11 protein-coding genes and 1 pseudogene are annotated in these 11,596 nt (G+C 69.7%); 4 read left to right on the top strand and 8 right to left on the bottom strand.

Features of this window, described 5'->3' with window-relative positions; translation table 11 throughout:
• The 3 genes and pseudogenes from Q5425_RS27210 to Q5425_RS27200 form a co-directional block, all read right to left on the bottom strand.
• Positions 1 to 295: helix-turn-helix domain-containing protein (locus Q5425_RS27210; RefSeq protein ID WP_308675152.1), on the bottom strand; the 295-nt coding region annotated here is incomplete at its 3' end.
• A gap of 48 nt (positions 296 to 343) precedes the next feature.
• Positions 344 to 1,498, bottom strand: a pseudogene (locus tag Q5425_RS27205) (IS256 family transposase); the annotation flags it as partial.
• A gap of 180 nt (positions 1,499 to 1,678) precedes the next feature.
• A complete protein-coding gene (locus Q5425_RS27200) occupies positions 1,679 to 2,272 on the bottom strand; it encodes a TetR family transcriptional regulator (RefSeq protein ID WP_308675151.1) in 594 nt (197 codons plus the stop codon).
• A 205-nt stretch (positions 2,273 to 2,477) separates the two neighbouring features.
• Here Q5425_RS27200 and Q5425_RS27195 point away from each other — a divergent pair, with 205 nt between their 5' ends.
• From Q5425_RS27195 to Q5425_RS27185, 3 genes are all read left to right on the top strand, one after another.
• On the top strand, positions 2,478 to 4,664 hold the full coding sequence (locus Q5425_RS27195) for an MMPL family transporter (RefSeq protein WP_308675150.1): 2,187 nt from the start codon (positions 2,478 to 2,480) through the stop codon (positions 4,662 to 4,664).
• Positions 4,665 to 4,758: 94 nt separating this feature from the next.
• Positions 4,759 to 5,109, top strand: coding sequence for an effector-associated constant component EACC1 (locus Q5425_RS27190; protein WP_308675149.1), 351 nt, complete (start codon positions 4,759 to 4,761; stop codon positions 5,107 to 5,109).
• Positions 5,110 to 6,519 carry a caspase, EACC1-associated type gene (locus Q5425_RS27185; RefSeq protein WP_308675148.1) on the top strand — a complete coding sequence of 470 codons (1,410 nt, stop codon included), beginning with the start codon at positions 5,110 to 5,112 and terminating at the stop codon, positions 6,517 to 6,519.
• On the opposite strand, the gene Q5425_RS27180 is transcribed toward Q5425_RS27185, so the two are convergent.
• The 5 genes from Q5425_RS27180 to hisD are packed head-to-tail and all read right to left on the bottom strand — an operon-like array spanning position 6,419 to position 10,668.
• Positions 6,419 to 7,462, bottom strand: coding sequence for a hypothetical protein (locus Q5425_RS27180; RefSeq protein WP_308675147.1), 1,044 nt, complete (start codon positions 7,460 to 7,462; stop codon positions 6,419 to 6,421). The genes Q5425_RS27185 and Q5425_RS27180 overlap by 101 nt on opposite strands.
• Before the next feature lie 32 nt (positions 7,463 to 7,494).
• Positions 7,495 to 7,653: a hypothetical protein gene (locus Q5425_RS27175; RefSeq protein ID WP_308675146.1), complete on the bottom strand. Its 159-nt coding sequence runs from the start codon at positions 7,651 to 7,653 to the stop codon at positions 7,495 to 7,497.
• A complete protein-coding gene (hisB, locus tag Q5425_RS27170; protein WP_308675145.1) occupies positions 7,650 to 8,249 on the bottom strand; it encodes an imidazoleglycerol-phosphate dehydratase HisB in 600 nt (199 codons plus the stop codon). Before hisB ends, Q5425_RS27175 begins: the two co-directional genes overlap by 4 nt.
• Positions 8,246 to 9,346: a histidinol-phosphate transaminase gene (locus Q5425_RS27165; RefSeq protein ID WP_308675144.1), complete on the bottom strand. Its 1,101-nt coding sequence runs from the start codon at positions 9,344 to 9,346 to the stop codon at positions 8,246 to 8,248. The genes hisB and Q5425_RS27165 overlap by 4 nt, the downstream gene beginning before the upstream one ends.
• Positions 9,343 to 10,668, bottom strand: coding sequence for a histidinol dehydrogenase (hisD, locus tag Q5425_RS27160; protein WP_308675143.1), 1,326 nt, complete (start codon positions 10,666 to 10,668; stop codon positions 9,343 to 9,345). Before hisD ends, Q5425_RS27165 begins: the two co-directional genes overlap by 4 nt.
• Before the next feature lie 84 nt (positions 10,669 to 10,752).
• On the opposite strand from hisD, the gene Q5425_RS27155 reads away from it, so the two are divergent.
• Positions 10,753 to 11,547, top strand: coding sequence for a carbon-nitrogen hydrolase family protein (locus Q5425_RS27155; protein WP_308675157.1), 795 nt, complete (start codon positions 10,753 to 10,755; stop codon positions 11,545 to 11,547).
• The last annotated feature ends 49 nt before the right edge of the window (positions 11,548 to 11,596 follow it).

Raw genomic sequence — 11,596 nt, 5'->3', positions numbered from 1 at the left:
GTTCGCGGCTGACGGTCGAGGGCGACCGGCCGATCGCCCTCGCGATGGCTCGAATACCCTCGCCGGCCGCTCGGCGAAAGGCGATCTCTTCCCGGTCGGCGAACGACAGACGGGCCGGGCGACTCGTAGATTTACGTCGCTGTGGTGGCATCACCCCACCAGCCTCGCGGAACCACCGCCAGGCGACGGTCTTCGACACGCCGACCGTCGCGGCAGCGACCTCGATGACCTCACCTCGACGGATCCACTCCCAGAACGAGCGCTGAATCTCGACCGATATCGCAGGACGCCCCAACCCAAACACCTCGTCATGACGAGGTGTTGCGCTGACTCCTTGAACCTAAGCAGCCTGCTCGGTCGGGAAATGCCCCCGTGCGCGGATCGCTCGCCGATAACGAGCATTCAATGACTCGATCGCGTTCGTGGAGCAGATCATCGTCCGGATCTCGACGTCGTAATCGAGGAACGGAATGAACTCTTCCCAGGCGTTGCGCCAGAGCCGAATCATCGCCCCGTACTTCCTCTTCCATTTCTCTTCGAGCTCGTCCATCGCGATAGCCGCGGCGTCCGGACTGGGCGCGGTGTAGATGGGTTTGATATCCCGTTTCACCGCGTCCCGGTCCTGACTGGGAACCAACCGGAAGGTGTTCCGGATCAAGTGGACAATGCAGGTTTGGACAATCGTTTGCGGCCACACGTTCGCCACGGCATCGGGGAGCCCTTTGAGGCCGTCGCAGACAAGGAAGAACACATCCCGGACGCCGCGGTTCTTCAGATCGATCAGCACACTCATCCAGAACTTCGCGCCCTCGCCACCGGTGCCCATCCACAGGCCCAGGACATCCTTGCAGCCGTCCACGGTGACCCCAATGGCGGCGTAGACGGGCCGGTTGGCGACCTGCCCGTCACGGACCTTGACATGGATCGCGTCGATGAACACCGCCACGTAAATCCCGTCGAGGGGGCGGTTGGTCCAGTCGTTCATTTCGGCGACGACCTTGTCGGTGATCCGTGAGATTGTCTCCTTGCTGACCGAGGCTCCATAGATTTCGGCGAAATGCGCGGAAATCTCGCCGGTGGTCATCCCTTTCGCGTACAGCGACAGCACGATCTCGTCCACGTCAGTCAGCCGGCGTTGCCGCTTCTTCACGATATGCGGCTCGAACGTGCTCTCCCGGTCCCGCGGAACCTCGATCCGAATTTCACCGGCGGCGTCCGAGAGCACCGTTTTCGGCCGGGTGCCGTTGCGGACATTCGTCGACTCACGATCCGGGTCGGCCTGGTTCTTCTCATGGCCGAGGTGCTCGGTCATTTCCTCGTTGAGGGCGGTTTCCAGCACGTTCTTGGTGAACAGCTTCAGCAGGCCGTCCGGGCCGGTCAATGCCAGCCCGCGGGCCTTCGCCTCGGCCACCATCGCCGCTGCCGCGGCCTGCTCCGGCGACAGCTCCCGCGCCGGCTTCGACTCACGCTTACGTGGACTCACAAGGTCCGATGTCATCACTCACCGTGCCCATCCCGCCGGACCTCAGCCCGGCGTGTCGGGCCGGAAACACCGATCTTGGGACAGTCCCGCCCGGAACGCGAGTCATCCGTGACTGGAGAGGCATTTCGCGTGATTCGCGGGGCATTTCGCGTGACTGGCGGGGAATCTCGCGTGATTCGCGGGGCATCTCGCGGGTCAGAGGCTGGGGACGGGACTTACCACCCGGCGGCGGGGACGGCCCAGGAGGCGGCGACCCACGTCGAGGAGTTCCGTGCGCAGCTCTTCGTCGCCCAGGCCGGCCAGGTCCGGGGAGCCGCCCGCCATCGCGATGCCCGTCAGCGTCACCAGGGCGTTGACCCGGTCCGCCGTGGCCGGGTCGGGGCCCGACAGGATGCCGAGCAGCGCGCGGCCGAAGCCCTCCATGCCGCCGTGGGCCGACTTCTCGATCGCACGGGCGATCCCCGGGTCGCTCGAAAACAGCGCCACCAGCGCCCGGTGGCGGATCACCAGGTCGACGAACCCCTCCAGCAGCAGGTCCACCTGCGCGCCCCGGCGCTTCTGCGCTGCCGCGCGGCGGACGAGGTCGTCCAGGTCGCGGACGCCCGGCTCGGCGACCGCCTCGGTGATCTCCGCCTTCGTCTTGAAGTGGTAGTACACGGCCGCCTTGGTGATGCCCAGCGCGTCCGCGATCATCTGCAGCGACGTGCCCTCGACCCCGTGTTCGGTGAACAGGCGCAGCGCGGTCTGCAGCAGACGGGTCCGGGTGTCCTCGGCCGGGCCGGCGGTCATTCTTCCTCCTCAGCAGCCGTCGGAGCCTACGTCACGCCTTGTCGATCGGCAAACCGCCTTACTAGCCGAACGGCTAGGGATAAACCTAGCTGTTCGGCAAGTCACATACTTGCCGATCGGCTTGGAGTCACCCTTGCCGATCGGCTAGCGTGGAACTCACTTGATGGAGTGACTTCACCCCGTTCGGGCGAAACGGAGCTGACTCGTGGCGACCTTCCTGTACCGGCTCGGCCGGTTCTCCTTCCGGCGCCGGGCGCTGGTCGCGGCCGTCTGGGCGGCGATCCTCGTCGCGCTCGGGCTCGGCGCGCTGACGCTGTCGGGGCAGCTGTCGAACTCGGTGACGATCCCCGGCACCGAGTCGCAGCGGGCGATCGACCAGCTGACCGAGAAGTTTCCGCAGGCCAACGCGGGTGGCGCCACCGCGCGGGTGGTCATCGAGGCCCCGGCCGGGACCACGGTGACCGACGCGAAGGGCAAGGCCGCCGTCGAAGCACTGGTCGGGCAGCTGAAGACGGCGCCGAAGGTCGCCGCCGTCGTCGACCCGTTCCAGGCGCAGTCCATCTCACCCGATCAGCGCGTCGCGCTCGCCCAGGTCAGTTACGGAGCGAAGGCGTACGAGCTGACCGACGAGGACCGCCAGGCGCTGCTGGACACCGCGAACGCCGTCCGCGCCACCGGGTTCACCGTCGAGTTCGGCGGTGACGCCGTGCAGGGCGTGCCCGCGACCGGCGCCACCGAAGGCCTGGGCGTCGCGGTCGCCGCCGTCGTGCTGGTCATCACGTTCGGCTCGCTGCTCGCGGCCGGCATCCCGCTGCTCACCGCGCTGATCGGGGTCGGCATCGGGATGGCGGGCATCCTGCTCGCGTCGGGCTTCCTGGAGCTGAACTCGAACACGCCGATCCTGGCGCTGATGATCGGCCTGGCCGTCGGCATCGACTACGCGCTGTTCATCGTGTCGCGCTACCGGCACGAACTGAGCATCGGCCGCGAGCCCGAAGAAGCCGCCGGACGCGCCGCGGGCACCGCCGGATCCGCCGTGGTGTTCGCCGGGCTCACCGTCATCATCGCGCTGGCCGGCCTCACCGTGGTCGGCATCCCGTTCCTGGGCCAGATGGGCGTCGCCGCCGCGGTCACCGTCGCGATCTCCGTGCTCATCGCCCTGACGCTGCTGCCCGCGATCCTCGGCTTCGCCGGGGCCCGGGTCGCCGCGAACCGCATCCGCCTGCGCCGCAAGCCGGTCGAAACGACGCACGGCGAGCGTTGGGCGCGGTTCGTCGCCCGGCACCGGATCCCGGTGCTGCTGGTCGCGCTGGCCGGGATGGCCGTCGTCGCGCTGCCGGCGCTGGGCATGCAGCTCGGCCTGCCCAACGACAGCACCGCGGCGCCGGAGTCGACGCAGCGCAAGGCGTACGAGATCGCCAGCCGCAGCTTCGGCGAGGGCTCCAACGGCCCGCTGCTGGTCGTCGTCGACGTCGCCGCGAGCACCAACCGCCAGGCGGCCCTGGGCCGGGCCGCGGCCGACATCCAGAAGCTGCCCGACGTCGCTGCCGTCACTCCGCCGCGCGTCAACCAGGTCGGTGACACGGCGTTGCTCACGGTGATCCCGAAGAGCGGCCCGAGCAGCACGCAGACCGAAGACCTCGTCGCCGCGATCCGCACGGAATCCGGCGCGTTGGAGAACGCGACGGGCGCGAAGCTGGCCGTCACCGGGCAGACGGCGGCGAACATCGACGTCTCCGAGAAGCTGTCGGACGCGATGCTGCCGTACCTGGCGCTGATCGTCGGGCTGGCGTTCGTGCTGTTGATGCTGGTGTTCCGCTCGGTGGTGGTGCCGCTGAAGGCGACGATCGGCTTCCTCGGCTCGGTCGCGGCGACGTTCGGCGCGGTGGTCGCGGTGTTCCAGTGGGGCTGGCTGACGGACGTGCTCGGCGTCGAGTCGACCGGGCCGATCATGAGCATGCTGCCGATCCTGCTGATCGGCGTGCTGTTCGGGCTGGCGATGGACTACCAGGTGTTCCTGGTGACGCGGATGCGCGAGGAGCACGTCCACGGCGCGGAGCCGCAGGAAGCGATGGTCACCGGCTTCCGCCACGGGGCACGCGTGGTGGTCGCGGCGGCGCTGATCATGATCAGCGTGTTCGCCGGGTTCGTGCTGGCGGAGTCGTCCCTGATCCAGTCGATCGGCTTCGCGCTGGCGTTCGGCGTGCTGGTGGACGCGTTCGTGGTCCGCATGACGCTGGTCCCGGCGGTGATGTCGCTGCTCGGCCGCGGCGCGTGGTGGCTGCCGAAGTGGCTGGACCGCATCCTGCCGGACGTCGACGTGGAGGGCGAGAAGCTCACGAAGCAGCTGGACGAGCCCGGGGAGCGCGAACTGGTCGGCGCGAGCCGCTGAGCGGAGTTGTCCCCAGCCCGGCCGTGATGTGGACAATCCACTTCACGGCCGGGCTTTTCCGCTTCTCCGCCGGAGACCCACTACAGTGCGTTGTGTGACGGGGACTACATTTTTGATCACGGTCGAGGGCGAAGACGACGCGCTCGGCCTGCTGCGCTGGCTCGAGGAAGACTTCCGCGGAAAGGTGCGCCTCGCCAACCATTCCGCCGGCGAAGGCATGATGGGCCCGGCACTCGACACCGTGGCATTGGTGCTCACCAGCGGTTTCACCGCGATGACCACCTCACTCGTCGCGTACCTCAAGACGCGCGGCATGAAGGTCGACATCACGGTCACGGCGGGCGACAAAACCGTTTCCCTGAAGGGGGAACGCATTACCCGGACCGCCGTCAAGGACCTCAACGACACCGCGGTCGCCTTGGCCAAGCAGCTGGGCGAGGAATGAATGCGCCTGGCCGACCCCGAGAAGTCCAAAGCGATCCTGATCGGCGCCGCCCAGTACGACGATCCGGAGTTGGCCGAGATCGCCCAGGCGAAAGCCAACGTCGAGGACCTCGCCGCCATCCTCGCCGACCCTGAGCTCGGCGGGTTCCTGCCGGGCAACGTCCGAACGATGGTCAACCCCCGGCACAAGGAAGACGCGGGGCTGCAAATCGCGCGCTGGTGCCGCACCGCCACGGACACCTTGGTCGTGTACTACACCGGCCACGGACTGGTCGACATCAACGGCGAGCTGCTGCTCGCCACGAGCGACACGATCGAGGCCGAGAAGGAATACCGCTCGCTGCGCGTCGAGATGCTGCGCCGGGCCGTCAACCAGAGCGACGCCAAGATCAAGATCTTCATCGTGGACTGCTGCTACTCAGGCCGTGCCTTCGGCCAGACCATGGCGAACGAGGCCTCCGGAGTGCTCGACCAGATCGAGACGACGGGCACGTGCGGCCTCGCCTCGGCGCCCCGTCACCTCGCTTCCCTGTTCGTCGAGGGCGAGCGGCACACGGTGTTCTCGGGCGAGCTGATCACGGTGCTGCGGGAAGGGCTGCCCGAAGAGGGGTCCCTGCTCTCGCTGTTCGCGGTCTACCGGGAGCTCCGCCGCCGGATGCGGAAACGCGAGCACCCCGAGCCGAAGATCGTGCACAGCGACTCGGTCAGCGAGTTCGCCCTGGTCCGCAACCAGTCCCACCGTCCGGCGGCGGACGCGCCTCCGCGAGCCGCGGCTCCGCTGCCGCCGCCGTCCCGGCCCAGCCGGTTGCTCGTGCACACCGTCGCCGACGCCGACGCGCTCGTGAGCGGCTTTCCCCGGGGCGGCACCACGAACACCGAGCTCGCCACCGCGGCGATGCATCCGGCCTGGCCCGTGCTCGCGCGGCTGCGGTTCGTCTCGGAGCTGGCGCACGCGGGCCAGAAGTTCTTCGCCGAACAAGCCTTGCGAGAGTTCCAGGTGCCCGATGCGGCGCGGGCGTTCGCCTCCGTCAAGCGTCTGCACCGGAACCTGCACAGTGGCCGAGCGTGGGTGACCGCCGAGTGGGACATCGGCGAACTGGCTCCGGACGGCGCGGAGGTGACGGACGTCGCGGCCCGGCAGCTTTGGGGCGTCGCCATGGCGATGCTGCTCGCCGCCGCCGAGCTGCCCACGCCGGTGCGCATCCAGGCGATCCGGGAGCTCGCCGACCTCGGCCACCCCGACGAGGCGGAGCTGATCGCGCGCGGCATGCTGCGCGACCGGCGGGCCGTCCCCGCGCTGATCGCCGAGGTCAAGACTTTCCTGCGCCAGGCAGCAGCCGGAACACCGGATCGGACCGGCGCAGTTCGTCCAGCACCCGGGCGATCCGGCCCGGCCGAGCCCCCGACCTGATCACGAAGACCAGTTCGGTGAGCGCCCGCATCCCCCAGCGGACCGCGACCACGGCCGCTCCGAGCGCTCCGGCTTGGAGAACGATCGCCAGCCAGCCCGTCAGTCCCCCGAAGAACGCCATGACCAGCGAAGCCACGACAGCAAGGCCGGCAACGAGCGCGCCGATCGCCGAGAGCCCCGGCTTGCTGCCGATCGCCTCGACGAGCACCGCTCCGGACACAGCTTCCCACGTCTCACGGCCCACTAGCGAGTAGAGCAGCAGGAACGAGAGAAACGGGACGATCAGGTACCCGCCGAGCACTGCCGTCGAAATCAGCAGGACCTCGACGAACGATGGCAGGTCGAACGACGCCACGATGGTGATCAGCACCGCGGCCACGCCGGCCCCGACGCCCGCCGTCAGCAACAACCGGCTCCCGTAGTGATCCGCCAGGGACTCCACGTCCGGGAACCCCTCAGCCGAGAAGATCACTGCCACGGTGCCGACGGAAGCGGCGGCGAAGAACGCCGTGCTCACGTTCATCAGGTCGTCCCAGCCGGAACCGAAGTCGACAAAGATGTCGGCGACCAGCGAAGCCACGGCGAAGAACGGCAACCTCACGATCGCGTCGTCCCCGTCGTTGGTGAACGAGACGGCAGTCGCCCCGACGCCGACCAGTGACGCCACCACGATGCCGAACAGCGGCTGGGGAGCGTGTATCCGGTCGTCGAAGTGCGTCACCTTCTGGGCGACCACCGCCCCGATCCCGATGGCCAGTACGAAGATCCCGTAGCCGTAGCCCTCCTGGGCGAGCGCAGTCAGCAGCAGCACGGTGCCCGTGCCGATCGCGAACCACGAAGCACCCGCGACCACGCCCGCGCTCTGCGGCGGAACGGTGACGACCAGGTGCGCCAGCAGCGCGGCAACACCCAGCATGATCACAAAAAGTCCGGCCCTGCCCACGGTCGGTCATCGTACCGCGGGTGCGCTCCGCGCTAGCCCATGAACCAGAAGATCGCGCCGCCGATGGCGAGCAGGGCCGCGACGCCCAGCACCACGGCGAAGACCTTCGCCGTCTTCCACGTCGAATACACGCCGCCCACCAGGAACCCACCGAGGGCGAGCAGCAGAACTCCGACGACTCCGTTGCTCACAGCACGCCCTTCGTCGACGGGATGCCGCCCGCACGCGGGTCCGGCTCGGTCGCCGCCCTCAACGCCCGTGCCACCGCCTTGTACTCCGCCTCCGCTATGTGGTGCGGGTCGCGGCCGTGGATCACCCTCACGTGCAACGCGATCTGGGCGTGGAACGCCAGCGAGTCGAACACGTGCCGCGTCAGCACGAACGGGTAATTGCCGCCGATCGTGAACGTGTTGAACTGCTCCGGCTCGCCCACGTGCACGCAGTACGGCCGGCCCGAGACGTCGATCGCCGCGTGGGCCAGGGTTTCGTCCATCGGGATCCACGCGTCGCCGAAGCGGCGGATTCCGCTCTTGTCGCCCAGGGCCTGGCGGATCGCCTGGCCCAGCACGATCGCCGTGTCCTCCACCGTGTGGTGGGCGTCGATGTGGACGTCGCCGGTGGCCTCGACCTTGAGGTCCAGCGAACCGTGGACGCCGAACGCCGTCAGCATGTGGTCGTAGAACGGCACGCCGGTCGAAATCTCGACCTCGCCCGTGCCGTCGAGGTCCAGCTGGACGGAGATCGAGGACTCCTTGGTGGTCCGTTCGACCTTGCCGATGCGGGTCATCGCGAGACTTCCTTACTCGCCTCGAGGAAGGCGTCGTTCTCTTCCGGGGTGCCGATGCTCACGCGCAGGTGACCGGGGATGCCCGGGTCGCGGATCAGCACTCCGGCCTCCAAATAGGACTTCCAGGCCGCCGACGGCGACGCAAACCGTCCGAAGAGGACGAAGTTCGAGTCGCTCGGTACCGGGTCGTAACCCAGGCCCGCCAACGCCTCCACGACCCGGTCGCGTTCCGCGGCCAGCTTGTGCACACTGTCCAAAGTGGCGTCCGCGTGCCGCAGGGCCGCCCGCGCCGCCGCCTGCGTCAGGCGCGAAAGGTGGTACGGCAGGCGCACCAGCTGCAACGCGTCGACCACCGCCGGCGCCGCCGCCAGGTAACCGAGCCGGCCGCCCGCGAACGCGAACGCCTTGCTCATCGTGCGGGAGACGATCAGCCGCGAAGGGTAGTCCGCCAGCAGCTCGACCGCGCTCGGCTGCGAAGAAAACTCCACGTACGCCTCGTCGACGACGACGATCCCGGTGGCCGCGTCGAGCAGCGCGCGCAGCTCGGCGAGCGGGATCGAGCCGCCGGTCGGGTTGTTCGGGCTGGTGACGAACACGACGTCCGGACGCCGTTCCGAGATGATCGACGCCGCCGCGGCCGTGTCGAGCGTGAAGTCGTCGCGACGCGGCGACGGCACCCACTCGGTGCGGGTGCCCGACGCGATGATCGGGTGCATCGAGTACGACGGCTCGAAGCCGAGCGCGCTGCGCCCGGGACCGCCGAACGCCTGCAGGATCTGCTGCAGCACCTCGTTGGACCCGTTGGCGGCCCAGACGTTCGCCTCCGACAGCACCACCCGCGTCGACACGCTCAGGTAGTCGGCCAGGTCCTGCCGCAGCGCCACCGCGTCCCGATCCGGATAGCGGTGCAGCTCGGCGGCCTCGAGACGGACCGCCTCCGCGATGTCCGCGACCAGCGAAGGCGGCGGCGGGTACGGGTTCTCGTTCGTGTTGAGCCGGACCGGGACGTCCAGCTGCGGCGCGCCGTAGGGCGACTTGCCGCGCAAGTCCTCCCGCAGCGGCAGCTGGTCCAGGGTGACGTCTTCGCCGATGGTCATCGGACCGAACCTCCGAAGCGCGCGGCGACGGCCTCGCCGTGCGCGGGCAGGTCCTCGGCGTCGGCCAGCGCGACGACGCGGCCGGCGACGTCGCGCAGCGCCTCCTCGGTGTAGTCCACGACGTGGATGCCCTTGAGGAAGCTCTGCACGGACAGGCCCGAGGAGTGGCGGGCGAACCCGCCGGTGGGCAGCACGTGGTTGGACCCGGCGCAGTAGTCGCCGAGCGAGACCGGGGCGTACGCGCCGACGAAGATCGCGCCCGCGTTGCGGACCCGGGCGGCGACCGCGCGCGCGTCCGCCGTCTGGATCTCCAGGTGCTCGGCGGCGTAGGCGTCGACGACCCGCAAGCCGTCGTCCACCGTGGACACCAGGATGATGCCCGACTGCTTGCCGGCCAGTGCTTCGGCGACGCGCTCGGCGTGCTTCGTCGCGGCGACGCGGTTCACCAGTTCCTTGTCGACGGCGTCGGCCAGCTCCGCCGACGTCGTCACCAGCACGCTCGCGGCGAGGGGGTCGTGTTCGGCCTGGCTGATCAGGTCGGCGGCGACGTGGACCGGGTCGGCCGTCTCGTCGGCGAGGATGGCGATCTCGGTGGGCCCGGCCTCGGCGTCGATGCCGATCAGGCCGCGCAGGAGCCGCTTGGCCGCGGTGAGGTAGATGTTGCCCGGCCCGGTGACGATGTCGACCGGGGCGAGCTCGGCGCCGTTGGTGTCCGTGCCGCCGTAGGCCAGCAGTGCGACGGCCTGCGCGCCGCCGGCCGCCCACACCTCGTCGACGCCGAGCAGCTCGGCCGCGGCGAGGATCGTCGGGTGCGGCCGCCCGCCGAACGCGGCCTGCGGCGGCGAGCAGACGACCAGCGAGCCGACGCCGGCGATCTGCGCCGGGACGACGTTCATCACCACGGTCGAGGGGTACACGGCCAGGCCACCCGGGGCGTACAGCCCCACGCGCTCGACCGGCACCCACTTCTCGGTGACCGTGCCGCCCTCGACGACGGTGGTCGTGACGTCGGTGCGGCGCTGCTCGGCGTGCACCTTCCGGGCGCGGGTGATCGACTCCTCCAGCGCGGCGCGCACGGCCGGGTCCAGCTGCTCCAGCGCCCGCGTCAGCTCGGCCCGCGGCACGCGCACGGCGTCCGGGCGGACCTTGTCGAACTTCTCGGTGTACTCGAGGACGGCTTCGACACCGCGGTCACGGACCGCCTCGACCACCGGGCGCACGTGATGCAGCGCCGCGTCCACGTCGTATTCGGCGCGCGGGAGCGTGGCGCGCAGTTCGGTGGCGGTCGGGACCTGCCCGCGCAGGTCGGTGCGGTTCAGCATGCCCACCAGGGTACGAGGTCACGCCCAAGGGGTTTTCGGCGATACTCCCCGGTGACGACCGATCCCAGCATGCAGGAGGCAGCGGTGGCGCGAATCGCGTTGTGCCAGGTCAACTCGGGCGACGATCCGGAGGCGAACCTGAAACTGCTTCGCTCCGGCGTGGAGGCCGCGGTGGCCGGCGGCGCGCGGATCGTCGTGTTCCCCGAGGCGACCATGGCCCGCTTCGGACGGCCGCTGGAGCCGGTCGCGGAGCCGCTCGACGGTCCCTGGGCGTCGGCCGTGGCCTCGGTGGCCGCCGAACACGACGTGGTCGTCGTCGCCGGGATGTTCACCCCGGCGGACGACGGGCGCGTCCGCAACACGCTCCTGATCACCGGCGGCGGGCACCACCGCGGCTACGACAAGATCCACCTCTACGACGCCTTCGGGTTCGCCGAGTCGGACACGGTGGCGCCCGGCGCTTCGCCGGTGACCTTCGAACTGGACGGCGTCGTCTACGGCGTGGCGACCTGCTACGACGTCCGGTTCCCGGAGCTGTTCCGCGCCCTGGCCGACGACGGCGCCGACGTCGTGCTGCTGCCGACGTCGTGGGGCGCCGGCGCGGGCAAGCGGGACCAGTGGGAGGTCCTGGTGCGGGCGCGGGCGCTGGATTCGGGCTGCTGGGTGCTGGGGTGCGGGCAGGCCGACCCCGCGGCGACGGGCGTCACGGTGAACCCGAAGGCGCCGACGGGGATCGGGTACTCGCTGGTGGCCGACGGCTTCGGCCGGATCGTCGCCCAGGCGGGCGCCGCTCCCGCAACCCTGCTGGTCGACGTGGACCCGGCGATCTCGGCTCAGGCCCGCGCCGCCACCGGCGCCCTCGCCAACCGCCGCCTTTGAACCACAAAGCCGCACTTTCACGTGAAAGTGCGGGGTCGGGTCGGGTCGG

This window comes from Amycolatopsis sp. A133 (assembly GCF_031082405.1).
GTDB lineage: Bacteria > Actinomycetota > Actinomycetes > Mycobacteriales > Pseudonocardiaceae > Amycolatopsis.
Note: the sequence above shows the minus strand (reverse complement) of the source record. Positions and strands in the feature narration are given on the sequence as shown.

Bases quoted from the DNA above. Each gene is read 5' to 3' on its own strand.
- Q5425_RS27200 (WP_308675151.1), bottom strand. From the start codon at position 2,272: ATGACCGCCGGCCCGGCCGAGGACACCCGGACCCGTCTGCTGCAGACC.
- Q5425_RS27185 (WP_308675148.1), top strand. From the start codon at position 5,110: ATGCGCCTGGCCGACCCCGAGAAGTCCAAAGCGATCCTGATCGGCGCC.
- hisB (WP_308675145.1), bottom strand. From the start codon at position 8,249: ATGACCCGCATCGGCAAGGTCGAACGGACCACCAAGGAGTCCTCGATC.
- Q5425_RS27165 (WP_308675144.1), bottom strand. From the start codon at position 9,346: ATGACCATCGGCGAAGACGTCACCCTGGACCAGCTGCCGCTGCGGGAG.
- hisD (WP_308675143.1), bottom strand. From the start codon at position 10,668: ATGCTGAACCGCACCGACCTGCGCGGGCAGGTCCCGACCGCCACCGAA.